The organism is Myxococcus llanfairpwllgwyngyllgogerychwyrndrobwllllantysiliogogogochensis (genome assembly GCF_006636215.1).
GTDB lineage: Bacteria > Myxococcota > Myxococcia > Myxococcales > Myxococcaceae > Myxococcus > Myxococcus llanfairpwllgwyngyllgogerychwyrndrobwllllantysiliogogogochensis.
The window spans coordinates 1-24574 of the sequence record NZ_VIFM01000175.1; the positions used below are offsets into that span (position 1 = coordinate 1).

The following is a 24574-nucleotide window of genomic DNA, read 5'->3' on the forward strand; positions in this document are numbered from 1 at the left end:
CTCCTTCCACGACGTCTGACGTCCCCACCCGCCCCAGGAAGCCTCAACGCCCAAGGAATCCCCATGAGTCGTATCGACAACACCACCCTCTTGGCCAAGGCGGACCTGGCCCTCGCCGACCTCACGGCCGGCGGAGGCGTCCTCCAGCCCGCGCAGGCGCAGAAGTTCCTGCGACTCCTCATCAAGCAATCGGTGCTCCTCCAGCAGTGCACCGTTGTCCCCATGGCCGCCCCCAAGCAGCAGTTCTCCAAGCTGAAGTTCGGCAGCCGGATTCTGCGCCCCGGCCAGGAGGCCACCGCCGTCCCCGCTGCGCAGCGTGTGAAGCCCGACCTCTCCCAGGTGGAGCTCGACGCCAAGCTCTTCAAGGGCGAAGTCAGGCTCAGCGACGAAGTGCTCGAAGACAGCATCGAGCGCGGCGAGCTGCGGCAGACGCTCATGGAGATGCTGGCGGACGCAATCTCCAGGGACATGGAGGAGATTCTCGTCAACGGGGACACGGCCTCGGCGGACCCTTTCCTCGCCACGATGGACGGCGTGCTGAAGCAGACCACCAGCAACGTCGTCGACGCGGCCGGCGCGCGCATCTCCAAGGACGTCCTGGGCGACTTGCTCAAGTCGCTGCCGTCGGAGCACCTGCGCGACAAGGGCAGCATGGGGTTCCTCTTACCAGCGTCGACGCGGACCTGGACTACCGCAGCACGCTCGCGGAGCGTGCCACGGCGGTCGGCGACAAGTTCCTCGAGGGCGATGCGCCGGTCCTCTACTCGGGCGTCCCGGTGCGGCCCATCCCCCTCTGGCCGGAGAACCTCGGTGCGACGAATGACCGCACGGCCATCCTGCTGACCAATCCCAAGAACATCCACGTCGGCATCTGGCGGCAGATTCGAATCGAATCCGCGCGCGACATCTCCGAGGGCACGCTGAAGGTGGTGGCCACGCTGCGCTTCGACGCGAAGTTCGCCGAGGAGTCGGGCACGGCCAAGGCCATCAACGTGCAGCTGTGAGGCCCACCATGGACAACACCTATCTCGTCCGACTCAAGGCCTACGACGCGCGCCGGGGCCACGTGCTGCGGCGCTACACGTATGCCGGAATCAAATTCCAGGAGGAGCGCGGCTGGTACCGGGTGGAGAAGCCGGTGGCGGACTACCTGCGCACCGTGCACCAGTTGCCCGGCGACACCTACTCGCCGCTCGCCTTCGACGTGTCCACGGAAGCGGAGGCGAAATCCCTCGACGCCACCGAGGCCGACGAGGCCCGCGTGAAGCGCAGCGCCAGCGACGAGCTGAAGCTGAGCGCTGCGCGTCCCGCCGGCACGCTGACGACGGAGGACCTCCCGAAGGCCAGCGAGGAGAAGGACACCCGCCGCGCCAAGCGGGAGAAGGACTGACGTGTACGCCACGGTGGCCGACATGCGCGCCGAGGGCGTTACACCGGCCATGGCGGGCGACACCCGCCTGGCCGTCCTCCTCGACGAGGCGACGCGCACCATCGACAAGGTGACGGGGTGGCACTTCGAGCCGCGCTCGGCGACGTTGCACTTCGACGGGCGCGGCACCCCGTCCCTCTGGCTGCCGGTGCCGCCCATCCGCATCTACCGCCTGGCGCTGTACGGGGCGGACGTGTCCTTCTCCAGGGAGCACCTCGTGGTGGTGGGTGCCCCGGTGGGCCCGGGCTTCGACGGGCCCCGCCTCACCTTCCGCCATGGCCGTGTCTTCCCACGTGGTGAGGGCAGCATCACCGTGGGCGCGCGGTGGGGCTACACCGAGGCGGACGGGACGCCGGAGGGGCGCACGCCGCCCGCCATTCGCCGCGCCTGCATGCTTCTCGTCCTGCGCAGCCTCTCGCCCTTGGCGGATGAAGACTCGTTGGAGGAGCGCACGCGCTGGCGGGTGGTGGAGGAGCGCACGCGAGAGCAGAGCTACCGCCTCGACAGTGTCCGCCCCGCCGTGCGGCCTCTCACCGGAGAGCCCGAAGTGGACCTTTTGCTCTCGGCCTACGTGAAGCCCTCGCTGCCCGGAGCCGCGTAGTGCGAGGCCGGCTCATCTACCCCTTCTTGGCGGAGCTGTACCGCTTGGACACCGCCGCCATGGCTGGCCCCGGCCCAGGCCCCCATGCCAGCGGGTACGACGCGGACTTCCGCGAGCCGGTGCTGGTGGACGCGGACGACGACGGCGTGGCCGAAGCCTTCCGCCGCGAATTTCCACCCGTGCGTGTCCCCTGCCAGGTGGAGCCGGATGCCTTTGCTTCATTGCGAATGGCACCTTCCGGCAACAGCCCCCGGACGAGCTTCGAGCTCGTCTTCCACTTCCGAGACTTGGAGCGCCTCGGCCTTGTCGACGCGGCCACTGGCGACGCCCTCATCCGCCCCAGCGACAGGTTGGGCGCCCTCTACGACGTCGCGGGCGCCCTCGTGCAGGCCGTGAGGACGCCGCCCGGGCTCTACGTCACCGAGGCACGTCCCACGGGCTTCGGGCTCCACCGCCGGAGGCCTCGCCGCAACCTCCTTCTCGTTACCTTCAACGACAGGCCCCAAGCCCGAGGACTCGCATGAAAGCACTGCTACTCGCCCCACTTCTCGCCACCGCTCTCCTCACCCGCTGCCGCGCGCCGGACGGGTGTGCGCCGGTATCCACACGGTGCGCTGGCAACGTCGCGCAAATCTGCAACGGCGATGGCAACTGGCAGGTGCTGGCCGACTGCGACGCCGTCAGCGAGCACAGCAGCACGGCCTTCACCTGCACCTACGTCGACGAGGAAGGCATCGCCGGCCACACCTGCCTGCCCACCACCGTGGACGCGGGCGCCGTGGAAGGCGGTGTCCTGTGAAGGGCTACCTCCAGTCCCTGCCTGGCGTGGGCCCCCTCTTCCAGCGCGACTTCCAGCCCGCGGAGGTGTGGGCCTTCTACCAGCACATGCAGTCGCGCCTGCGCACCAAGACGGCGAGCAAGTCCGACTCGCTCGAAATGCAGCTGGCGGCCGAGGTGCTTCGACGGATGGGCATTCTCGACAGGGAGCGCTTCCTGGAGCGCTATGCCACCACCGTTGGCCGCACCCTGTATTTGCCCTTCGAGGTGGGCACGCCGAAGTCCGGCTGGGATTTGTGGGCCCAGGTGGTGGTGTGCGTCCACGAGCACCAGCACGTCGTCCAGCACGACGAGGAGGGCCCCAGCTACGAGCTGGCCTACCTCACCAGCTCCGCCGCCCGCGCCCGCTATGAGGCCGAGGCCTACACCTGCAACCTGGAGCTGCACTACTGGCGCTACGGCACCCTCCCCGCCGTGCGCCCCATCGCCGAGGGCCTCAAGCACTACGGCTGCCGGCCGGAGGACGTGGAAGTCGCCGCCCACACCCTGGCCCTCACCTCTGTGTCCGTTCGCCACGGCGCGGTGGTGAGTGAGGCCACGCACGTAGCCCTCGAGTGGCTCAACTCGCACGTCCCCCACCTGCGGGCGAAGAAGGGCTGAGGTCCCCATGGCCGTCTCGCGCACCGGAGACTGGGCACGGGCCCGCCAACTGCTGGCGGCGGGCTCGTCACGCATTGAGGAGGCGATGCAGGCGGCCCTGCGTCAGGAGGCGCACGCCCTGCGCAAGGAGGTGGTGCAGGGCCTCACCCAGCAGGCGCCAGGTGGCGAGCCGCTCCGCCCGCCCTCGCCCCTCACCCTGGCGGCGCGCCAGCTCTCGGGCTTCTCCGGGACGAAGGCCCTCCTCGTCTCCGGCGCGCTGCGCAGCTCAATTAGTGTCGTCGTGGAGGGCGATGAGGCATTCATTGGCGTCTCTCGCACCGCGAAGAGTCCGGACGGCGAGTCCCTCGTCGACGTGGCGCAGCTCCAGGAGTACGGCGGGCCGCCCGTCGTCATCCCCATGACGCCGAAGATGCGGCGCTTCCTCTTCGCGCTGCTGCGCAAGGCGGGCCAGACCCCCACCGGCGGCAGCGGGCGCGGCGTCGTGGTGACGCAGACTCCCGCGCGGCCCTTCCTGCGGCCCGCCTTCGCGCGGTTTCGACAAGGAGCCAGCCGCCGCTTCCTCGCGCGGGTGGCGAAGGAGCTGGGCCTCGGAGGGCCCGGTTAATGTCCATCCCCGCCCTCACCTCTGTGACGCCCTCCTCGGGGCCCACCAGCGGCGGAGACATTCTCCGCCTCGCTGGCATGGACTTCGCCGCGCGGGTGGACGTGCGCCTGGGCGGGCTGCGCGCAGAGGTGCTCTCTGTCCGTGAAGAGGCAGGCACCCACTTCGCGGACGTGCGGACGCCGGCCCGTGAGGTGGGCTCCGTCGACGTGGAGCTGCTCAACCTCTCCCCGGAGGGCAGCCCGGTTCCAGGTGAGGCCGCCGTCCTCGCAGGCGGGTACCGCTACCTGCGCCCGCGCGTCGCGAAGGAGGCGGACCTCACCCGCCTCGTGCGCACCTTGCTGCGTGAGCTGAAGCGGCAGGTGGTGGCCAACGTCAGCGCCAGTGTGTCCGTCGACTACGACGACACGGCGGCAGACGGCCTCAACGTCATCGCCATGGCCTCGCTACCCTCCGTGGTGCTGTCAGGCCCCACGCTACGCGAGAGTCGTCGCTACGCCTCCAACGTGCTGCACGAGGACATCGTGCAGGGCCCCTCCGGCGCGGAGCTGGTCCGCAGGCGCCCCGCATACACGGTGGATTTGGCCTTCACCCTCACGGTGGCCTCCGAGCGCACCGCCGAGCTCTTCAACCTCATGGCCGCCGTGGCCACCTTCCTCAACCGCAACCGTTGGCTGTCCCTGGCCCGGGACGCGGAGGACGCCTCGCGCGGCACCGTCCGCTGGGAAATGGACGCGGACGGCGAGGTGCGCACGCAGCTCGGCAGCCGCGACGACGTGCGCGCCTTCACGTGGGGCCTGGTGGTGCGCGGCTTCGATGTGGACGAGGGCCTGCCCCTCGACATCGGCAAGGCCGTCGCCGCGACTCGCCTCGAAACGGATTCTCTCTCTGGAGGCACCTCATGAGTGTCACCCTCAGCAATGCCCTGGGCAGGCTCCTCACCTTCCTTCTGCCCCATGAGTCGTACTGCGCCGCACGCGGCGCGTGTGCCTGCGGCGTGCAGCCAGGCCGTGGCGGCCGACGCCTGCCCTCCTCCCTCACTCTGGCCTCGGGCGTGACGCTGGAGGACGTGCCCGAGGCCACCCTCTGCGTGCCCGCCGTGGCTGCTGCCATTCGCCGGGGCGACGTCGGCCTGAAGCGACAGGCCGCCTCTTCCTCTGTGCCGTCTCAACCCCTCCTCCCCGCGCCGGAAGCGTCGGCGCGCGTGTCCCGGAAGAAGCGAGGTGCCTCATGAGTCGTGAGCTGCTGTCGTCGAAAGTCGTCGTGGAAGAGGAGGAGCCGCGTGTCCGCGGCATTCCTTCCGCGCCCACCTCCGTCGCGGGCGCCGTGGGCCTGGCGGAGCGAGGCCCCATCGGCCAGGCGGTACTGTGCACCTCCTTCGAGGAGTACCAGGCCACCTTCGGCGGCTTCACGCCGGACTCTGACTTGGCCCTCGCCGCCATGGGCTTCTTCGAGAATGGCGGCAGCCACCTCTGGGTGGTTCGCACCGTCCACTATGAGGACGCCTCAAGCCCGGAGTCGCACACTGCCATGCGTGCGTCGGCGGCCCTCACCACGGGCGGCGGGCCCACGCCCGCTGTCGTGCGCGGCACCTTGCGTCCCCCCTTCACTCTCCGGCACGGCCAGCGCCTGGAGTTGTCCGTCAACGGCGCCGAGGCAGTGGACGTCGTCTTCTCCGGCACCGCGGCTTCCGTCTCCGCTGGCCGCCCCGGGCCCTACGCCCTCACCGCCGGACAGTCGCTCCGCGTGCGTGTGGACGACGGGCGGGACGTCTTCATCCCCTTCCACGAGGGAGACTTCGACGACATCGCCCAGGCCACCGCCCAGGAGGTGGCCGCCGTCCTCAACGCCGGACTCGTTGGGGGGCGCGCCACCGTGGAGGACGGTGTGCTGAGAATCGCCAGCGACACTCAGGGCGCCTCCAGCCGTCTGGAGGTGGGCGACGAAGTGGCGGCCACCGTCTTCGGCTTCTCCGGCGGCCCGCAGGTGGGGAGCGGCAACGTCCAGAGTCTGCGCGCCGTCGAGCTGGCGGAAGTCCGCGCCCTCGTGGAGGCGGCGGTGGCGGGTGTCCGCGTGGCTCCGTCCTCCCTGGGCGCCCTGCAACTGCTCACCCAGTCCACGGGGCCTGGTGCCTCCTTGCGTGTGCAGGGCGACGCGGGCTCCGGCCTCGGCCTGGACGCGCTGCCGCACACGGGCGACGCCTCCGGCGCCACCGATGTCCTCCACCTGGAGGCCAAGGACGCGGGCGCCTACGCCAACCGCCTCGAGGTGGAGGTGCGCCCCGCGACGAATGGCTCGCCCGACACCTTCGACGTCCTCGTCCTTGAGGACGGCGCCTACCGCGAGTCCTTCCCCAACCTCTCCTCGGTCGAAGGCGACGCGCGCTACGTCGAGCGCATCGTCAATGACGAGCGCACCGGCTCCGCCTACGTCCAGGCCTTCCTGGTGCAACCGGACGCGCTTCCAGACGTGCAGACGGTGGCCCTCTCGGGCGGCGCGGACGGCCTTGTCGGCTTGGACGACAGCGACTTCATCGGCTCCGAGGCGGGTGGTACTGGCCTTCACGCACTCGACGCCGTGCCAGACATCTCCCTCCTCCTGGTGCCCGGGCGCGCGACGCCCGCCGTCCACAACGCCATGGTGCGCTACTGCGAGGTGGCGCGCGACGGCCTCGTCTTCGCCGTCTTGGACTCGCCCGCGGGCTACAGCGCCACGGACATCGTCTCCTACGTCTCGCAGGAGGCCGCCCTCGAAGGACTCTCTGAGCACGCGGCCCTCTACTGGCCCCGCGTCACGGTACTCAACCCCGCTCGCGGCGTCTTCGGCAACGTCGAGCAGCTCGCCGTGCCGCCTTCCGGCATCATCGCCGGAGTCTTCGCGCGCAACGACGGCGCGCGCCCTGGCGGTGTGTACGACGCGCCCGCGGGCATTGAAGCCGGGCGCATGTTCGGCGTCCTCGGCTTCGAGTCCAAGGAGTGCCTCGAAGAGAAGAAGCGGGACATCATCTACCCCCACCGCGTCAATCCGCTCACCACCGCGCCGGGGTTGCCGCGCTTCATCGATGGCAGCCGCACGCTAAAGGCGGCCGGCAATTTCCCCTTCGTCGCCGAGCGGCGCGGGGTGTCCTTCATCGAGCGCAGCCTCAAGGCTGGTCTGCAGTTCGCACGGCACCGCAACAACACCGAAGGGCTGCGCGCCCAGGTGCGTCGTACAATTGCGGCATTCCTCCTCGCGCAGATGAAGAACGGCGCCTTCCGCAGCATGGAGCCGGCCAAGGCCTTCTTCGTCGACGTCTCGGACGCCCTCAACCCACCGTCCGTCGTCTTCGCCGGCAAGCTGGTGGCGCGCGTGGGACTCGCCACTAACAAGCCCGCCGAATTCATTGTCCTGCGCATCGCCCAGGACACCCGCGCCCTCGAAGCCGAGCTGGCTTCGGCGGGCCTGTAAGGAGCCTCTCCATGGCCATCATCGGACAGCCGCGCAGCTTCCATAAGCGCTTCAAGTTCCTCTGTGAGGCTGACGGCCTCGGACACTCCGGTTTCCAGAAGTGCAGCGAGTTGTCCGTCGAGGTCGCCAACGTCCAATACTTCGAGGGCGGCAGCCTTATCCCCAACAAGTCGCCGGGGCGTCTCACCTTCTCTGACGTCACCCTCGAGAGAGGCGCCACGCAGGACCACGAACTCTTCGACTGGTTCCAGGACGTCGTGCACACCACCAGCGGCCTGGGCCTGCCGGACAGCCTCTACAAGCGCAACCTCGATATCGTCCAGCAAGACAGGGACGGCACCACGCTGCGCCGGTGGAGCCTCTCCCGGGCCTGGCCGGTGAAGTTCGTCGCGGGCGAGTGGGACAACGAGTCCGATGAAAATGTCATCGAAAGCGTCACCCTCACCTACGATTTCTTCGAGCTGGCCACGCCAGGGTAGGCGAGCCAAATGCTCACGGCACTCGCCTGCGCTCTCTGGCGGGGCTCGCCGAAGCGTGCAGCGCCACGTCCTCCCTGGTGCTCACCAAGCCTCGGAGGGCACGTGGACAATGTCCACGACGGTTAGTATCCGCCGCGAGTCATCCCGCTCGTAGATGATGTCCACCAGCCCTGTCTCCAGCCGAAGTCGAGTGGCGACGATACCTGCTGACGGGCTCGGTGTGCTGTCGTCTCGGGCGATACGGTCGATGGTCTGCTGGAGCAGCGTGAATGCCGCATGCGGCATGCGCCCCACATAAACCCAGGCCTGGGGACTGAAGACGACCTGGTAGGGGAGCAGTGGGGTACGAAGCATGATGACAACGCGCAGAGCGTCGCTCCTCACATATGCATGACGGCTCCCAGGCTCAACTTTCTGGCAACGTCGAAGCGCTGAAGGAGTCCTCAGTGTGGCCAGCTCAACACGAGCAGGCTTCACCGTCGTCGAATGAAACGCATTTGAGGATGTCCCCGATTTTCCGCCCGAGGCCTTTGTCCTTCTCGGAGGAAGAAAATGGCGGACATCATCTCATGCCCCTCGGGGCTGACAGGCCGCGTTCGCGGCATGAAGGTGCGCGAGGAGCGCGTCCTCGCGGACAGGAAGCTGGCGAAGAGCGGCGGCCAGGTGGATGAGCTGCTCTCCGCATGCTGGGAGGAGATGCTGGAGGCAGGCCCCTACGCCTTCGCCGACGGGCAGGTGGACTGGGGCCGGGTGCTCCAGGGGGACCGCTTCTTCGCCCTCCTGCAAGTGCGCGTCCTCACCTACGGCCCCGAGTACGTCTTCGCCGTCCCCTGTCAGGCTGCCTCCTGCCGAGCCCGCATCGACTGGGAGCTGGATTTGACGCAGCTCCCGGTGCGCGCCCTCTCGGACGCCAGCCGCGCGGCATTCACGGCTGGCAACCGATTCGAGACGACGCTGCCCGACGCCGGAAAGCGCGTGCGCTTCAGGTTGCTGACGGGGGAGGACGAGCGGCGGCTGCCGCAGCTCCAGCGCGCGGCGCCCGAGAAGTTGCTGTCCTCCGTCCTCGCCTACCGGGTGCTGGACGTTGACGGCGTGGATGCGCGCGACAAGCGCAGCTTCCTCGAGGACCTCACGCTGCGTGACGCCGACTACCTCGTCGACGAGTTCGACCGCGTCGACTGCGGCGTGGACACGACGCTCGAAGTCGAGTGCCCCGAGTGCTTCATGCGCCAGGAGGTGGAACTCCCTTTCGACCGGGGCTTCTTCCTTCCGGGGCAAGCCCGGACGACGAGGCGCCGGGAGCGCTCCACCTCTTCCCCGGCGTGACGCTGGAGACGTGGCGCGAGGGCCTCTTCCAGTTGTGCTGGCACCAGCACGGAGGCAGCGGCCTCGTAGCTCCCCTCGGTGACGCGCTGGAGCTGCCCACCTCGGACAGGGACTGGCTGCTCGAGCGAATCGGTCAGCAGCGCGCCCACGAAGCCAAGGCGCTGGAGAAGGCCGCGAAGCGGAGGTAGCGCGTGCTCAACAACCTCGGACTGGGCTTCGTCTTCACCGCACGGGACTTGGCCTCCGGCGTTTTCACCCAGCTCGAGGTCAACTTCACGCGCCTGGACAGGCGCGTGGGGCTCGGCACAGCGCGGATTGAGAGCGCCTTCCAGCGCCTTGGCGTCGCGATGGCCCTCTTCTCGGCTGGCGCCGTCACCATCGGCGCCTCCTTCTCCCTGGCCAACGCCGCCGGGGAGTTCGAGCAGGCCGTGGCGGGGGTGGCCGCCGTCTCCGGCGCCTCGGCCGAGGAGCTGCGGCAGCTGCGTGACGCCGCCCTCGAGGCAAGCCTCGCCACGCAATTCACCCCCACCGAGTCCGTGCTGGGCCTGCGAGAACTCACCCAGGCCGGCTTCACCGCCGCAGAGGCCATGAAGCTGCTGGAGCCCGTGTTGGACTTGGCCGGTGGCTCGCTGGGGGAGTTGACGCCCCAGGGTGCGGCCGGGCTCGCGTCGCAGGCGATGAAGGCCTTCGGCATCTCCACCGACAAGGCCTCCCTTTCCGTCGACCAGATGCTCCAGGCCGTCAACGTCTTCGCCCTCAGCGCCAATGAGCTGCCCCTGGCCCTCGGCACCGCAGCCCGAGGCGCGCAGGCACTCAACCAGGAGCTGCCCGAGACGCTCATCGCCCTGGGCCTCGTCAAGAATGTCGTCCCCGGCGTGGAGCGCGCTTCCACCGCCGTGGCCGTGGCCATGGAGCGCATGGCGGACCCGGAGGTGCAGCAGCAGTTGCGCGGCGTCGGTGTCGCCGTCACGGACGCTGGAGGCAACTTCCTCAGCTTCCTCGGCATCCTCGACAAGCTGTCCCCCGCCCTCGAGCACATGACGGAGGCGCAGCGCTCCGCCTTCCTCTTGAAGACGTTCGGCCGCGAGGCGTTGGGCGGTGTGAATGCCATCCTCACGCAGCTCACCGACGGCGTTCGCAAGCAAACCGGCGAAGTCGTCCGCGGCGCCGAGGCCCTCAAGTACCTGCGCGATGAGTTCACGAATGCAGGCGGGACAGCCGAGAAGTTCCGCCAGCAGATGTTGGACACCTACGAGGGGCAGAAGAAGCTGCTGGCCGGACGCATGAAGGCGTTGGCCATCGTCCTGGGGGAGCCCTTCGACGAGGTGTTGAAGCCCCTCGTCGCCCTTGTCGCCGACGCTGTGAAGCAGGTACTGGGCGTCTTCCAGTCCCTGCCCGGCCCGGTGAAGCGCGCCCTCGCTGCCTTCACCTTGGCGGCCGGGGGGGTCATCGCCCTCGTCGGCGCCGTCGTCTCAGGCCAGGTGGGCCTGGCGCTGCTGGTGGTGGGCCTCAAGGTGCTGGGCCTCACGCTGGGCAGCCTCCTCGCCACGGTGCTTCCGGCCGTGGGCGCTGTCGTCCTCCTGGGCGTCGCCGTGGCTGGCCTCGCCTACGCCATCCGCCACAACCTCGGCGGCCTGGGCGACTTCGTCGAGCGTGTGCAGGAGCGGGTGACGCTTGCCTTCCGCGGCCTCGTCCAGCTCTTCACGGACGGGGGCTTCTCCGGCGCGGTGAGGGAGGAGCTGGGCCGCGCTGAGAATGCCGGGCTGAAGGACTTCCTCATCAACGTCTTCCTGTGGGCCCACCGCATCCACAACTTCTTCTCGGGCATCGCCGACGGATTCTCGGCCGGCCTGGAGGCAGCGCAGCCCACCCTCGACGCCTTCCAAGCGACGCTGCAACGGGTGGGCGAGGCCATGGGCTTCTTGTCCGCGAGGGACGATGCGTCCACGGCAGCGGCGAAGTTCGCCGCCTTCGGCGATGCGGGGGCCACGGTGGGACGCGCCCTCGCCCGCGTCTTCGACTTCGTCGTCATGGGCATGACGGCCGGTGCAGAGGTGGCGGAAGGCCTGGCGGGGCAATGGCACTACATGAAGGCCGGCGTCGACGTCCTCCTGGGCAGCCTGGCGCACCTGGGCCGCGTCCTCGGCGGGGCACTCTCGGGCCTTTTTGGCACCACCTCCGCTGTGCAGCAGGGCACCAGTGGGTGGACTCTCATGGGGCAGACCATTGGGTTTGCCATCGGCAACATCACCACCGTCGTGGGCGTGTTGGTGTCCGCCGTCTCCCTCGTGGTGTCGGTGGTGGGGGGCATCCTCAACGCAGCCCTCGCGGCCTTCTCCGGCATCGTCGACGTCTTCTGGGGCGTGGTGTTGACGCTGAGCGGAGTCCTCACCGGCAACTGGGCCGAGGCATGGACGGGCCTGAAGCTCATCGTCTTCGGCGTCGTGGACGCCATCTCCGGCGTCCTCCTGGAGTTGGTGGGCACCATTCTGGGCGTAGTGGACGCGGTGGCGAGTCTCTTCGGTAAGGACACGGGTCTGCAGCAGTCCCTGCGGACGGCGCGGCTCAGCCTCCACCGCGACTTGTCCGTCGCCTTCGGCCTCGAGGACTCCGGCAACACCACCGCCGCGCCCGTCACCTCCGTGGACTCCTCCTCGCCCGTGGAGTGGCCCCTGGAGTCCTCGTCCATGCCGGCGGTGGCCGCCCTCCAGGCCTCACTGCCCCAGCCCGAGGTGATCTCCTCACAGTCGGCCTCGCCTCCCGCAGCGCCCGTTCTCGTCAGCGTGCAGGTGGACGGTGAGGTGCTTGCCCAGGCCACGGCGCGCGCCGAGAGGGACGCCGCCTCCCGCAGCTTCTCCCCGATGCCGGCGTACTGAAAGGCAGGCCCCAGGTGTCCATCGCTGCCGGCCTCGCCCGTCCTCCTCGCTGCCACCTCGTGAATGTCCTCACCGGAGAGGCCATGGAGTGCCTCTTCAACCCGTCGCAGCTCACCGAGAAGCTCCAGGTGAACTGGAACCGTCTCGTGGTGCCGGGCCTCTCCCACCAGGTGCTCCAGTTTCAGGGCACCTCCAACCGGCAGCTCTCGGGCGTCGAGTTCTACCTGGACGCCTTCTTCGCCGCCCATGAGGCGGGGGCCAGCAACGTCATGGCGTTCCGCGCCTTCCTCCGCGCTCTCACCGTGCCTCCAGCGGGTACCGAGGGTGTGCTGGCGACGGCGCCTCCGCGTGTCCTTGTCCTCTGGCCCGGCGTCCTCACCGTGGAGTGCGTCGTCGCCAGCGTGGAGTTCAACTACCGCCAGCTCGCCGTCGACGGCCGCGTCCTCGTCTACACCGCCACCGTCACCTTCGAGGAGGTGCTGGACACCCGCGTCACCTCCGAGCAGCTCCGCCAGGAGGTGCCGTAGTGGCCCCTCACGCTGGCAGTCGCTACTCCTTCTCCCTCGGCCTCCGGGATGAGGTGGGCCGCCTCTACCTCACGGAGAGAGTCCCCTACGGCTTCCAGCCGCATGCGGACACGCGCGTCCACCTCGTCGCCCAGGGTGAATCCCTCTGGGGTCTTGCTGGCCGCTACTTCGCGCCCCTGCCGCGCGCCTGCGGCTTCTGGTGGGCCATCGCCGACTTCCAGCCGGAGCCCATCATCGACGCGACGCTGGAGCTGGAGGCGGGGCGGCGCGTCTACATCCCCTCGCTGCGCGTCCTCACCGACGTCATCCTCAGCGAGCAGCGGCGGAGGGCCAGCGAGTGACGCGGCCCCTCGACAGGACTGCGCCTGGCGTGCGCCTCACGCTGCTGGCACACGAGCGAGCCCGCGGCGGCGAGCCCCTCTCACTTGAGGGTCGCATCCTCGGTCTCACCTTCGAGGACTCCGCGACGAAGGCCGACAAGCTGTCCCTCCAACTGGACAACTTCGACTTGTCCCTCTTCGACAGGGCGGAGCTGGTGGGCGGCACGGTGCTGGAGGTGTCCTGGGGCTACCCGAGCTTCATGGCTCCTCCGCGGCGGGTGGTGGTGAAGAAGCTGATGGGCTTCCAGGTGCTCTCCGTCGAGGGCCAGGCCCTCAGCGCCCTCATGCACCGCGAAGCGAAGACGCGCACCTGGTCAGGGAAGACGCGCGCTCAGGTGGTGCGCGAGGTGGCCGCCGAGTATGGCTACGAGGAGGACTCCGTCCACGTCGAGGACACCGGAGAGTCCTTCGACACCATCCACCAGGCTGGGGAGACGGACGCGAGGTTCCTCCGGCGCCTGGCCGCGCGGGAGGAGTTCCAGTTCCACGTCGACGACAGGGGCCTCACCTTCGGCCCGCGCAACCAGGCCGCAGCGCCCACCCATGTGCTGTGGTGGTACGCGGACGCAGGCCGGGGCGACATCCTCTCGGTCAACGTCGAGTCGGAGCTGGGCCGCCGAGTGGGCAAGGTGGACGTGCGTGGCCGGGACGCCATGGCCAAGAGAAACCTCGAAGCCCAGGCGAGCAGTGCCACCGTGGAGCGCACCACCCTCGCGGACTTCCTCGAGGTGGTGGAGAAGCGAACGGGCACCACGTCGCTGCAACTTCGCAACAGCACCACCAGCGTCCAGCCCACCTCGGCCTCGACTCCCGCCCAAGCCCAGCGTGAGTCCGAGGCCCGCTTCCGACGCGCGGAAGCCGGCACCGTGAAGCTGTCCCTCCAGGTGGTGGGCAACCCCAGCTTGCGTGCGAAGTCCGTCGTGGAGGTGCGCGGCATCTCCAGCTTCTTGTCCGGTCGGTACTACATCACCGAGGCGAAGCACGTCCTCTCCTCCTCCGGCTACACCACCGACTTGAAGCTGTCGCGTGACGGCACGGGGCAGCGTCAGCAAGCCAGCGCCGAGAAGCAGGGCCAGCCCCAGGGCGGACAGCCCAACACCAGCGCACCCGAGACGACTGGGGCACTGAAGGAAGTCGAGGCATTCGAGCGGGACACCGGCACCCGGTACATCGAGTACCGCCGTAACGGGCAACCCATCGGTGTCGAGGACCCGGAAGCCGGAATGAGTCTCCCCAGGTAGCGAGCCCGCCATGAGCACCTTCGACGACGACATCCTCACTCACGACACACGCCTGCTCGGCATGTACGTGGGCTACGTCACCCAGCGCGAGGACGAGGCGCAGCTCGGCCGCGTCCGCGTGTGCATCCCCGGTGTCCTCGAGCCCGAGTCCGCCTGGGCCTGGCCACTAGGAACCTCCGGCGGGGGCGCGAAGGACACGGGCTTCTTCGCGGTGCCGCACGTGGGCGCGGAGGTGGCCGTCTTCTTCAACCAGGGGGACGTGGACGCGCCCTACTACCTCAGCGCGCACTGGGGGAAGCCGGGCGGGCAGAGCGAGGTGCCCGAAGAAGCCCAGGTGTCTCCGCCCGACAACCGCGTCCTCGCCACGCCCACCTTCCGCGTTGAGCTGGACGAGTCCGCGGGGAAGAAGAAGCTGAAGCTCACCAACCGGAAGACGGGCGACTGCCTCACCTTCGACGCTGAGGAGAACACCGTCACCCTGGAGGCCACCACCGCTCTCACCCTGCGCGCGGTGGGCGCCATCTCCTTGGAGGCGGCTCAAGTCACCATCGCTGGCCGCGTCGTCCGCCCCATCGCCGAGCCGATTTGAGGACGCCCATGGCCCTGCCCATCTGCATCCACATCCCGCCGTTGCCCGAGGCGCCCACGCTCACCCTGCCTGGCGGCGCCACGCTGCAGCACCACCAACTCCTGCAGGCCGTCCAGCCGGCCCTCGCGCCGCTCACGCCAATCTTCGACATCATCGGCGCGGTGCTCGCCCTCGTCGAAGTCGTGAAGGCGATACCTGACGCGCTGGGCCCTCCGCCCGACCCGACAGCCATCGCCGCGGCCCTACCGAATCTGGCCGAGAAGGTGTCCAAGCTGCTCCGCCTCGTCCCCCAGCTCTCGGTGCCCTACACCGTGGTGGGCGTCATCGACATCGTCCTGGGCGAGCTTGACCATGCCCGTGGCCAGCTCCTGCACCTGCATCTGCGCCTGTCGAGTGTGGCGCGGGCCCGGCAACGCGCCGCCCAGCTTGGGGACGCGGGCCTGCTGGCAGTGGCCGGCTGCGCGGAGGCCAACGTCGCCCAGGAGGCCGCCAACGTCGGCAAGGCCCTGGCCGCCCTCTCCCAGCTCATGGCCCTCCTCAACGTCTTCCTGGGGTTGGTGGGCGGCCCCCAGGTGCCGGACTTCTCCAGCCTCGAGGGGAGCGCGCTGGAGGAGGCCATTGCGCCTCTCGACGCCATTGTCCGCACCCTTGGGCAAGTGCGCGCAGCCATCCCAGTTCCGTGAGGACACCATGAGTCGAGCGCCCCAGAATCTCCTCGTCCCCTTCCGCCGAGACAAGAAGCGCGACTTCGCCTCCGGCACCGGGGCCGAGCTGCTCGCCTCGAAGGTGCGGCAGGTACTCCTCACGGAAGGCGCCACACCCCACTCCACCGGCGAGCTGCCCTGGCGCACCAGCTTCGGCGCGGGCCTCTCGCGCCTTCGCCACCAGCGCAACGACACAGTGCTGGCGGAGCTGGCGCGCGTATATGTCCGTGACGCCCTCGCTCGCTGGCTGCCTCGCGTCCAGCTCGTGCTGGTCCGCGTCGAGCAGGACGCATCCACACTGACACTTCGTGTGCGCGTGCGCGAGGGTGACACGACAGCGGACTTGGAGGCGCCACTCCTTGGCTGAGGGGCGCTCCAATCCCACGCATACGAGTGGACTTCTCCGCGAACCAGAGGGCTGTATGGCTCACCTCAAACGGAGCGCCTCACCCAATGAGCCGACAAATGAAACACATGGATGGCAAGGACTTCACCATGCACTGGTGGGAAGCCAGCGGGCACATCTGCTTTTATAACGCCCGAGGCGAAGTCAGCCGGCTTCTCATTCGACAACTCCAAGAGGAAGCCGTGAAGGTTGTCTGCCAGCATCCCTCCGGCATTCGCCTCATGCCCCTGGCGCGCGAGGTCCACAACCAACACCCCGAGGCTCCATTCGCCAGCATTCCTCCAGTCCTTCGCTCGCTCGGCCGCATCACCTTCACGAATGTCATCAGCAGGCCCGAGCGCGGACTCTTCGTCCCCATCAGAATGGGCGCACTCCAAGCCGCTGGGCCCGCTGTGCGCGAAGAGGAGTTCCACCTGCCCCTCGCCGAGTTCATCGAGGGCGACGTGGAGGAGCTCACCGCCGCAGTCCCCATGGGTAGCCAAAGCCTCAGCGGCCCATGGAGATTGCCGGACATCGTCGGCGTGTACCGGCGATGTGCGGGGGACTCCTTCTCGTGGACTCCCGAAGTCCTCGCTGTCGAAGTCAGGGGCACGACGGAAGACATCCTCACGGCCTATGGGCAGGCGGCGGCCCACCAACTCTTCGCCGCGAAGACGTACCTTGCCCTGCCACACACTCTCTCCTTCAGCGACAGGCGGGAGCTGGTGGCGCGCTGCCAGTTGCACGGGCTCGGCCTCATTCTCTTCGGGCCCAGCCCACGCGACGAGTACACCGCCCTGGTCCCGGCGCGCAGGTGTCCCCCGGCGCCAGACGAAGCACAACGCTTCAGCGAGCGGCTGCGCGCGCATGACGAGGAGAAGTTCCGCATCCTCTTCGGGTAGGACGAGGCGTTAGGCAGCAGGGCCCCGGCCCTGCGCATGCAGCGCAAGGCCGACCCGAAGCGCTGCTGCTGTCCCCATGTCCCCGAAAAGAAGTGGGCCGAAGGCCTTTGTCTCCCGGTGGAGGCCTTCGCCGACGTGCCACTTCTTCCTGCGTCCACCGACTACACCCACCGAGATTTCGACGCCCTGCGCGCGCGCCTCGTGGCGCTGACGAAAAGTGTCTTCCCTGAATGGAGCGACTTCGACGTCGCCAGCTTCGGCAAGGTCCTGCTGGAGATGTACGCCTTCGTCGGCGACGTCCTCGGCTTCTACCAGGACAACCTCGCCCGGGAGTCGCGCCTCTCCACCGCCACCCAGCGCCGCAACGTCATCGCCCTGGCGCGCATGCTGGGCTACCGGCTTCACGGCGCCCAGGCGGCCACGGCCGAGGTGGAGCTGCGCCTGGCCCAACCTCCCGCAGCCACCGTCACCTTCCCCGCTGGAACCATCGTCCGCACCCAGGAGGTGACGGAGGCCGTCCGCTTCCAGTTCCTCTCGCCCGTCACCATTCCAGCCGGCGCCAACCCGCCGCGCGTCCTCGCCGTGGCCGAGCACTCGAAGACGCACACCCAGCTCTTCGACGCCCGTGGCCTCGCTGACTTCGACGTGCACCTGGACTTCGCCCCCTACCTCGACGGCTCCGCCCGCGTGTCCACCACCCAGGGCGCATTCACCGAGGCCGACACGTTCCTCAACTCGCGCGCCGTCGACGCCCACTTCCTCGTCTCGGTGGACCAGGGGGACAAGGCCACTATCCGCTTCGGCAACGGCGTCAACGGCCTACAGCCCGCTGGCACCGTTGCGGTGGTGTACAAGACGGGCGGCGGCGCGGCCGGCAACGTGGACGCGGGTCGCCTCGTCGTCGTCGAGGGCAGCTTCCGGGACGCCCACGGCCACGCGGTGCAGGTGTCCATCAATAACCCCGCCCCTGCATCGGGTGGCGCGGACAGGCAGACGGTGGCCTCCGCGAAGCTGCTGGCCCCCGAAAGTCTCCGCGCCCTGACGCGCACCGTCGCCCGCGAGGACTTTGAAATCAACGCCCGACGCCTGCCCGGAGTGGCCCGCGCCCTCATGCTGACGTCCAACGAGGACGCCACCATTGGGGAGAATGCCGGCATCCTCTACGTGGTGCCCCAGGGCGGCGGGGTGCCCACGCCCGCGCTCAAGGCCCAGGTGCTGCGGCAAGTCACCGAAGTCTACCCCTGCACCCTCACCTTCCAGGTGAGCGTCCAGGAGCCGGTGTACCGGCGCGTGGACATCGCCGCGCGCCTCTTCGTTCGCCAGGGCGCTTCGGTCCAGGACGTCGCGTCGCGCGTCCGCCAAGCACTGGCCGCTCACTTCCGCATCAGTGAGCCGGACGGCACACCCAACCCGCGCATCGACTTCGGCTTCAACCTCAAGGACGCAGAAGGGAGCCCCGCTGGCGAGGTGGCCTGGTCGGACGTGTTCAACGTCATTCGCGATGCCCCCGGAGTGCGGAAGCTGGGCGACTCGCGAATGGACCTGACACTCAACGGCCTGCCCGCGGACGTGAAGCTGACGGTGCGGGAACTGCCGATGTTGGGCAGCGTCACGCTCCAGGACGGGGACACAGGGAGGCTGCTCTGACATGGCCCTCCTCAACCCCAGCTTCGAGGACGCGGGCGGACGGCCCGGCGAGGCGGCCCACTGGACACTGACGGCGGTGACGCGCCTCGAAGCCCTGGCGGGCTTCGGGGTGCCGGAGGAGGCCTGCGAGGACTTCGAGCGGTGGCACACGTGGCACGCCTCCCTCTCCGACGTCCCCGTGGCCCTTGCCTTCTTCTCCGGGCAGCGCGAGGGCTTCGAGGCCTTCTCTCGAGGTTGGAACAACGACGGCTTCCTCTTCGAGCTGCCGCCCGCGCAGCTCGTCCCGCACCGTTTCGAGGGAAACGTCGTCGAGACGTGGGGCCAGGGTCCCTTCCTCACGGACTGGGTGGACACAGCATCCGTGGAGGGGCGCTTCAGCGACTCACCGCGGGAGGACTTCGAGCAGCGCTGGCACACCAACGAGTCCTACGCCTGGCGCTGGGAGGACGTGACGGCGCGCGGGGCCCGCTTCAACACCACGCAGCCCATCGAGGACTTCGACACCGGATGGCCTGTGGCCACCACGCAGTGAGGACACCATGGCACTCGCAGACTGGACCTACCTCAACGGAGGACTCGACATCGCCACCGTGGACCGGGGCGTGACGGCGGGCATTGCCCGTCCCCCGGGCGGCGGCAACTTCCTCTTCGCCTTCAACTCCCTCACCGCCGCGCAGGGCTCAGTGGGTCTCTCCGCCAACCTCCCGGACTTCGCCCCCATGGCCAAGGGAGGCAGCATCCGCAGCTGCCTCCAGCGCGGGCCCGGCGGCGGCCCCACCGGCTTCTCCCCCTTCCTCTTCCTCTGCGGCCAGGGCACCTCCGTCAACGACTCCGCCTACCTCCTGGGCCTCTCCGACGACGAGCCGCATCGAGTGGTGCTGCGCAAGGGCGCGGTGGCCACGGGCCTGCCCGACGCGGATGGGCCCGGCGTCCTCCTCAAGTCCTCGGCCAGCTTCACCCAGGGCACCTGGCTGCACCTGCGGCTGGACGTCATCGTCAACGCCAACGGCGACGTCGTCCTCAAGGCCCTCCAGAACGACTTGGCCGCGCACCCGCTCGGCACGCCTCCAGACTGGCAGCCCGTGCCAGGCATGGCCGACTTCATCGACGACGCCCTCGGCATCAACTCCGGCAGCCAGCCCCTCACCTCCGGCCGTGGCGGATTCGGCTTCGCCGTGCGGGACGTCACGCGCCGGGCCTACTTCGACTCGCTCGAGCTGTCCCGGCAGGTGTGACGCCCATGGCCCTCACCGCCTTCACCAGCCGCCTGGGCCTGGGCCAGGGACGCATCAGGCCCCAGCGGGCCACGCCCGCCTCGGGCGAGTACCTCTTCGTCCTCGGCGACGAGGAGCCCGGGCGCCGATTCGAGCTGGCCCCTGGGGACTTCGCCGAGGTGACGCAAGCCGTGGACGTCACCGGCGTGGACCTGGTCCGCGCCGCCTTGCGCCTCCGTGTGCCTTCAGCAGCGCCGGCGGGCCTGGCCTGGGAGGTGTCCCTCGTCGTCGACGACGTGAAGTACGCCCGCTGCCTCGGGCGTCCCGGCCGCGAGCGCCTCGTCGGGGACATGGCCGCCAACGTCTCGAAGCTCTCCGGCGTCCACACGGTAGGCGTCCGCCTGGAGCTCGTTTCCCCGTGAGGTGTCGCTATGGCCACGGTTGAGCTGCCCACCCTCTACGTCGACACCATCTCCCTCTTCGCCGAGACGCACCGCCCCCTTCTCCTCAACCGCGCTCCGGGCCCAGGGGAGGAGGACGTCCCCGTCGACTCCGCGCTGGAGCTGGAGGTGGTGGACGTCGGCGTGGACGGCATTGCCCGGGCGACCACGCGCGTCTGGGTGGACGGAGTCCTCGCCTTCGCGGGCGGGGACAGCGTCGAGGTGCAACCCGCCTTCGCGGGGCCGCTGGCGGAGGTGACCCAGACGGTGGGCACTCTGCGGTTGGTGCTCCACCCGGCGGTGCCCCTGGCCAGCCAGGAAACCATCTCCGTGCGCGTCGTCTCGGCCACGGCCGGCGGCGAGCACCTGCTCGACGAGACCTACACCTTCACCGTGGAGGACCGCACTGCGCCCCGGCTCGTGGGCGTCCAGTCCCTGGCGCCGAAGTCCGTGCGCCTCGCCTTCGACGAGGACGTTCGGGTGCCGTCCTCAGCTCGCTTCACCCTCACGCCTCGCGGCGCGCCCGCCGTCCCGGTGGCAGCCCTCGGGGCCTCGGCGGACGGCCCCCTCGTCCACCTCGTCCTCGACACGGAGCTGACGCCGGACGTGGTGTACGAAGTGCGCGTGGAGGGCGTGACGGACGCGCACGGCAACCCGGTGCTCGCTCCCTACCACCGCGCCACCTTCAAGGGCTTCCGTCCAGCCCGGCCGCCCTCCCGGAGCTTCCAGCTCTGGCACATGCTGCCGGGCCACAACCGCCGCGACGACGTGACGGGCGACCTGCACCGCTTCATCGCCTGCCTCCAGGAAGTGACGGATTTGCTCCTCGCGGACTTGGACGCGTTCCCCGACGTCTTTGACTTGGAGCGCGCGCCCGAGGCCTTCCTGGACGCCATCCTCCAGGACTTGGGCAACCCCTTCGCCTTCGAGCTGGACGTCCTCGCCCGGCGCCGGCTGGCCTCCGTCCTCGTGGAGATGTACCAGCAGAAGGGCACGGCCCTGGGCCTGCGCAACGCCATCCGCTTCTTCCTCGGGATTGAGGTGCGGGCCATCTCCCCCTTCGCCTCGGACACCCTTGTGCTGGGCGAGTCCGAGCTGGGCGTGGACTGGGTGCTGGGCCCTTCGGAGCGCTTCGCCCGCTATGCCTTCAACGTCGAGGTGGAGCGCCTCCTCTCTCCGGCGGAGCGTCAGCGCCTGCGCACCCTCGTCGAGTACCTCAAGCCCGCGCACACCCACTTCGTTGACTTGGTGGAGCCCCTGCCGCCCATTCTCCCGGAGCATTGGGAGCTGGGGCTCAGCGAACTGGGCGAGACGACGACGCTGCACTGACGTCCGCCTGGCATGTCCCCGATTTCTCGCACCGTGCCTTTGCCTTCTTCTGGAGGGCGCAGGCATGAGCAACCGGCTGGATTTTTTCTTCAGGCAGAAGGTGACGGAGGCCGAGTTGGACTTGGCCTTCGCGCAGTTGGAGCAGGCGGACAGAAACCTCGCCTCGGACTTGGGTGTCCACGGCGTCATCTCCGGGGCCGTTCCCGCGCCGCACGCCCCCGTGCCCAGCCTCTCCGTCGACCTGACGGCCCCGGGCCGCGCCTACGACAACCTCGGCCAGCGCATCTTCTTCGGCACCGGGCAAACGGTGGACTGCGCGGTGGACTTGTCGGGCATCCCCACCGACGTCTCCACCTCGGGCAGCGAGCGGTGGGTGGGCATCTTCCTGCGCTTCACCCGCCTGCTGTCCGAGCCGCGCACGGACGGCAACTCTCAGCAGGTGTACTTCCGCCGCGACGAGTCCTTCGAGTTGGTGGTGCGCCAGGCGCCGGAGGGCCCCGTCGGCCAGGCGCCCAAGCCCGCCCTTCCGCAAGACGAGCTGCTGCTGTGTGACGTCAGGCGCCGCCCCGGGCAGACGCAGATTCTCGCCGCGGACTTGGACACCTCTCGACGCCAGGCCTTCATCTTCGCCCGGGGAACCTCCGTCGCCGTGGAGAGCGGCACCTGGGACGTCCTGAGCCCCAACGCGGACACGGTGCAGGCGACATTGGACGAGGTGGACGCCGAGCTGGCCGGGCACTTCTCCGGCGCCACCCGGAGGCACGAGGCCGACGCCGTGGACTACGCGCCCCATGGCTTCATCACCTCCACCACCGTGCAGGAGGCCGTGGACGAAGTCGCGGACAAGCTCTCCTCGGCCGCTGCTGGCACACCGGGCGCCTCCCGCGTGGGTGCGGACGCGGTGCCCGGCACGCCCAACCTCCTGCCGGCAGGCACCGTGGACGCGCAGCTCTCCTCGCTGCTGGGCTTCCTCAACGCCCACCAGGGCGCGGCCACCGGGGCCCACCACGCCAGCGCCATTGGCGCCTCGCCGCATGGCTACGTCAGTGCCACCAGCGTGCAGGCCCAACTCCAGGAGGTCGTCACCCGCCTCGGCGAGACGACTGCCGGAAGCCCGGGGGCGTCTCGCGTCGGAGGAGACGCGCTGGCCGGGACGCCCCATGCCCTTCCCGCCAGCAGCCTGCGGCAGCAGGTGGCCGCGCTGCTGGGCTTCCTCAACGGGCACGTCACCCAGGGAGCGGGGGCCCACGCGGCCTCCGCCGTCTCCGTCGCGGACACGGGCGACCTCCTCACGGCAGGCACAGTGGAAACCGCCCTCGCCGAAGTCCTCGGGGCCTTCAGCGGCGGTCACTTCCGCGACAACGAGACGTCAGCGGGCCAGCACAAGGCCATCCTCCAGCCCGTCCTGGGCGCCGGTCGCGTCCTTCTCCTCGACACCCAGGGCGCAGGCGGCGCAGCCGCGAGGCTGCGTCTCTACGCCGACAGCGACTCGGTGTGGTTCACCCTCAACGCCGCCTGGAATGGGAGCGCCTGGGCCCGCGACACCACCGGGGCGGCGGCGGGCGGTTTCCGCCTCTCACGCAACGAGGCCGAGTTCCTCCATGACGCCAGCCTCACCGCCACCTTCGCCTCCTGGACGCGCACGTTGCGACTCCCGCTGAGTAGCACCGCCAGCAACACCTCTTTCGAGTTGGCAGGCAGCGTGCGCGAGGTGGGCCGGCTCGGCTTCCAGTACAGCAACAGCGACACCGTCGCGCACGACAACCTGTCCGGCGGCGGCTCGGTGACGTTCCGCAGTCGCTTTCCCACCGCGCCCTCCTCCATCACCCTCAGCCCCTACGCCACCAGCGGAAGCTTCGTCGGCAACCCCACCGTCATGGTGCCGGACAGAGACGGCTTCGCCTTCTACAGCCACCAAAACCTCCAAGGCCTCGCCGCGACGTACTGGTTCGGCTCGTACACCGCTGTCGCGTGAGGACGCCCATGGCCATCCACGAAGTCACCGCCGAGGACGTGCTTCAGCGCTGCGCCCGGTGCGACAGCGGCAATCGCCTCTCCCTCGACTCCCTGGAGGTGGGCGTCGCCCGCCGCGAGGACGTGGATGACGGCCTCGTCCAACTCCCTCCCTGTCCCGCCTGCCGCTCCACCGAGTTCCTCATCCGCGCCGCCGAGAGCGAGCCGGCGCATCCGGCGCCAGGAAGCTTCGGGCACCTGCACCGACTCCTCGTCGGCCATGTGCACGCAGAGCTCGTCCAGCGCGGACGCCTGCATACGGTGCTCAAGCCCAAGGGGGGCGGTGCCGGCAAGGTGGTGGTGCGGCCCCTGTCGCAGGAGGCTCGCGAGCGCTGGTTCCCCCGGGGCCTCCGAATCGCGGTGCCCCCCGACGAGCAGCCCCGCGCCCCGGGAGAGTCCAGTCAATAGGCATACACTGCCAGCAAACACCCCTGCGCCCGCCATGCCCAGGGGTGTCCAAAATCCCTCTCTCCTCGACTTGATCTGTCTCGAAGACAGAGCGTGTATGTCTTCGCGCGCCACCCAACTGCGCGCCAGGGAGACACCTATGGTTATCGGCACCGACACCATCTACCTCGGCAACGAAATCCCCGGCCTCCGGGGGCAGAAGGTCCGCATCTTCGCGGTGTTGCGCGGCGGCCTCCGCCCAGACGCCAACCCGGACGCGGACGACTACTACGTGAATGACGACGAGAAGCTGGCGCGCCTCGGGGGCGTCACGGCCGAGGATTGCATCGACGCTGCTCCCATTCACCCGGGCGGAACCACCTCCTTCGTGCATGTCGACCCGCGCGCCGTCGACTTGGAGTGCTTCGCGCATCTGCGCAATCCCAGCGCACAATGACTTGCCATGCGCGCGAAACAGAGCGCGTATGTCTCACGCGCGCCACCCAAGGCGCACGAAAGGACAAACAATGACACCCCGCAAGCCCCGCCCCGCCAACGCCTCGAAGCCCGCCCAGGCGCCCGCAGAGACCCTCGAGCGCATTGCGCGCGAGGAAATGGAC

At 69.3% G+C, this 24574-nt stretch carries 30 protein-coding genes; all 30 read left to right on the forward strand.

Translation table 11 applies throughout. The features are described from left to right. The first annotated feature begins 63 nt into the window (after window positions 1-63). The 30 genes from FJV41_RS32910 (at window position 64) to FJV41_RS33060 (ending at window position 24411) form a co-directional block, all read left to right on the forward strand. Window positions 64-843 (forward strand): phage major capsid protein, encoded by a 780-nt coding sequence (locus tag FJV41_RS32910; protein ID WP_141646555.1) that lies wholly within the window; start codon window positions 64-66, stop codon window positions 841-843. Then, window positions 777-1004 (forward strand): hypothetical protein, encoded by a 228-nt coding sequence (locus FJV41_RS32915; RefSeq protein WP_046711606.1) that lies wholly within the window; start codon window positions 777-779, stop codon window positions 1002-1004. The genes FJV41_RS32910 and FJV41_RS32915 overlap by 67 nt, the downstream gene beginning before the upstream one ends. 8 nt (window positions 1005-1012) lie before the next feature. After that, complete coding sequence (locus tag FJV41_RS32920; RefSeq protein ID WP_141593141.1) at window positions 1013-1390, forward strand: hypothetical protein; 378 nt, start codon at window positions 1013-1015, stop codon at window positions 1388-1390. Between the two features lies 1 nt (window position 1391). Then, on the forward strand, window positions 1392-2030 hold the full coding sequence (locus tag FJV41_RS32925; RefSeq protein ID WP_141646556.1) for a hypothetical protein: 639 nt from the start codon (window positions 1392-1394) through the stop codon (window positions 2028-2030). Next, window positions 2030-2554, forward strand: coding sequence for a hypothetical protein (locus FJV41_RS32930; protein WP_141593139.1), 525 nt, complete (start codon window positions 2030-2032; stop codon window positions 2552-2554). The genes FJV41_RS32925 and FJV41_RS32930 overlap by 1 nt, the downstream gene beginning before the upstream one ends. After that, window positions 2551-2829: a hypothetical protein gene (locus tag FJV41_RS32935; protein WP_141646557.1), complete on the forward strand. Its 279-nt coding sequence runs from the start codon at window positions 2551-2553 to the stop codon at window positions 2827-2829. Before FJV41_RS32930 ends, FJV41_RS32935 begins: the two co-directional genes overlap by 4 nt. After that, window positions 2826-3467 carry a hypothetical protein gene (locus FJV41_RS32940; protein ID WP_141593137.1) on the forward strand — a complete coding sequence of 214 codons (642 nt, stop codon included), beginning with the start codon at window positions 2826-2828 and terminating at the stop codon, window positions 3465-3467. The genes FJV41_RS32935 and FJV41_RS32940 overlap by 4 nt, the downstream gene beginning before the upstream one ends. Window positions 3468-3474: 7 nt before the next feature. After that, window positions 3475-4071 (forward strand): hypothetical protein, encoded by a 597-nt coding sequence (locus FJV41_RS32945; protein WP_141646558.1) that lies wholly within the window; start codon window positions 3475-3477, stop codon window positions 4069-4071. Next, window positions 4071-4973 carry an IPT/TIG domain-containing protein gene (locus FJV41_RS32950; RefSeq protein ID WP_141646559.1) on the forward strand — a complete coding sequence of 301 codons (903 nt, stop codon included), beginning with the start codon at window positions 4071-4073 and terminating at the stop codon, window positions 4971-4973. Before FJV41_RS32945 ends, FJV41_RS32950 begins: the two co-directional genes overlap by 1 nt. Further along, entirely contained in the window at window positions 4970-5302 is a 333-nt protein-coding gene (locus tag FJV41_RS32955; RefSeq protein ID WP_141646560.1) for a hypothetical protein, read from the forward strand. The genes FJV41_RS32950 and FJV41_RS32955 overlap by 4 nt, the downstream gene beginning before the upstream one ends. Next, window positions 5299-7515 (forward strand): phage tail protein, encoded by a 2217-nt coding sequence (locus FJV41_RS32960; RefSeq protein WP_141646561.1) that lies wholly within the window; start codon window positions 5299-5301, stop codon window positions 7513-7515. The genes FJV41_RS32955 and FJV41_RS32960 overlap by 4 nt, the downstream gene beginning before the upstream one ends. An 11-nt stretch (window positions 7516-7526) precedes the next feature. Next, on the forward strand, window positions 7527-7994 hold the full coding sequence (locus tag FJV41_RS32965; protein ID WP_141646562.1) for a phage tail protein: 468 nt from the start codon (window positions 7527-7529) through the stop codon (window positions 7992-7994). 552 nt (window positions 7995-8546) lie between these two features. Beyond that, on the forward strand, window positions 8547-9320 hold the full coding sequence (locus FJV41_RS32975; RefSeq protein ID WP_141646564.1) for a hypothetical protein: 774 nt from the start codon (window positions 8547-8549) through the stop codon (window positions 9318-9320). Beyond that, a complete protein-coding gene (locus FJV41_RS32980) occupies window positions 9317-9508 on the forward strand; it encodes a hypothetical protein (protein ID WP_141646565.1) in 192 nt (63 codons plus the stop codon). Before FJV41_RS32975 ends, FJV41_RS32980 begins: the two co-directional genes overlap by 4 nt. A gap of 3 nt (window positions 9509-9511) precedes the next feature. Further along, entirely contained in the window at window positions 9512-12196 is a 2685-nt protein-coding gene (locus FJV41_RS32985) for a phage tail tape measure protein (protein ID WP_141646566.1), read from the forward strand. Between the two features lie 14 nt (window positions 12197-12210). Beyond that, complete coding sequence (locus tag FJV41_RS32990; protein WP_141646567.1) at window positions 12211-12723, forward strand: CIS tube protein; 513 nt, start codon at window positions 12211-12213, stop codon at window positions 12721-12723. Continuing rightward, window positions 12723-13064, forward strand: a complete 342-nt coding sequence (locus FJV41_RS32995) for a hypothetical protein (RefSeq protein ID WP_141646568.1) — start codon at window positions 12723-12725, stop codon at window positions 13062-13064. Before FJV41_RS32990 ends, FJV41_RS32995 begins: the two co-directional genes overlap by 1 nt. After that, entirely contained in the window at window positions 13061-14344 is a 1284-nt protein-coding gene (locus FJV41_RS33000; protein WP_141646569.1) for a phage late control D family protein, read from the forward strand. Before FJV41_RS32995 ends, FJV41_RS33000 begins: the two co-directional genes overlap by 4 nt. Window positions 14345-14354: 10 nt before the next feature. Further along, window positions 14355-14933, forward strand: a complete 579-nt coding sequence (locus FJV41_RS33005; protein WP_141646570.1) for a phage baseplate assembly protein V — start codon at window positions 14355-14357, stop codon at window positions 14931-14933. 8 nt (window positions 14934-14941) lie between these two features. Next, on the forward strand, window positions 14942-15616 hold the full coding sequence (locus tag FJV41_RS33010) for a hypothetical protein (RefSeq protein WP_141646571.1): 675 nt from the start codon (window positions 14942-14944) through the stop codon (window positions 15614-15616). 7 nt (window positions 15617-15623) lie between these two features. Beyond that, entirely contained in the window at window positions 15624-16004 is a 381-nt protein-coding gene (locus FJV41_RS33015) for a GPW/gp25 family protein (protein ID WP_141646572.1), read from the forward strand. Between the two features lie 98 nt (window positions 16005-16102). Further along, complete coding sequence (locus tag FJV41_RS33020; RefSeq protein ID WP_141646573.1) at window positions 16103-16924, forward strand: hypothetical protein; 822 nt, start codon at window positions 16103-16105, stop codon at window positions 16922-16924. 117 nt (window positions 16925-17041) lie between these two features. Further along, a complete protein-coding gene (locus FJV41_RS33025) occupies window positions 17042-18571 on the forward strand; it encodes a baseplate J/gp47 family protein (protein WP_181791098.1) in 1530 nt (509 codons plus the stop codon). A 1-nt stretch (window position 18572) separates the two neighbouring features. Then, the gene (locus FJV41_RS33030) at window positions 18573-19103 is read left to right on the forward strand and encodes a hypothetical protein (protein ID WP_141646575.1); all 531 of its coding nucleotides are present in this window, start codon (window positions 18573-18575) and stop codon (window positions 19101-19103) included. Between the two features lie 7 nt (window positions 19104-19110). After that, the gene (locus FJV41_RS33035; RefSeq protein WP_141646576.1) at window positions 19111-19806 is read left to right on the forward strand and encodes a hypothetical protein; all 696 of its coding nucleotides are present in this window, start codon (window positions 19111-19113) and stop codon (window positions 19804-19806) included. Between the two features lie 5 nt (window positions 19807-19811). After that, a complete protein-coding gene (locus FJV41_RS33040) occupies window positions 19812-20207 on the forward strand; it encodes a hypothetical protein (RefSeq protein ID WP_141646577.1) in 396 nt (131 codons plus the stop codon). Window positions 20208-20216: 9 nt separating this feature from the next. Further along, window positions 20217-21554 (forward strand): Ig-like domain-containing protein, encoded by a 1338-nt coding sequence (locus FJV41_RS33045; protein ID WP_141646578.1) that lies wholly within the window; start codon window positions 20217-20219, stop codon window positions 21552-21554. Between the two features lie 64 nt (window positions 21555-21618). Next, window positions 21619-23529 carry a hypothetical protein gene (locus FJV41_RS33050; RefSeq protein WP_141646579.1) on the forward strand — a complete coding sequence of 637 codons (1911 nt, stop codon included), beginning with the start codon at window positions 21619-21621 and terminating at the stop codon, window positions 23527-23529. Window positions 23530-23537: 8 nt separating this feature from the next. Beyond that, window positions 23538-23975 carry a hypothetical protein gene (locus FJV41_RS33055; RefSeq protein ID WP_141646580.1) on the forward strand — a complete coding sequence of 146 codons (438 nt, stop codon included), beginning with the start codon at window positions 23538-23540 and terminating at the stop codon, window positions 23973-23975. Between the two features lie 139 nt (window positions 23976-24114). Then, window positions 24115-24411 (forward strand): hypothetical protein, encoded by a 297-nt coding sequence (locus FJV41_RS33060; protein WP_120564986.1) that lies wholly within the window; start codon window positions 24115-24117, stop codon window positions 24409-24411. Window positions 24412-24574: the final 163 nt, after the last annotated feature.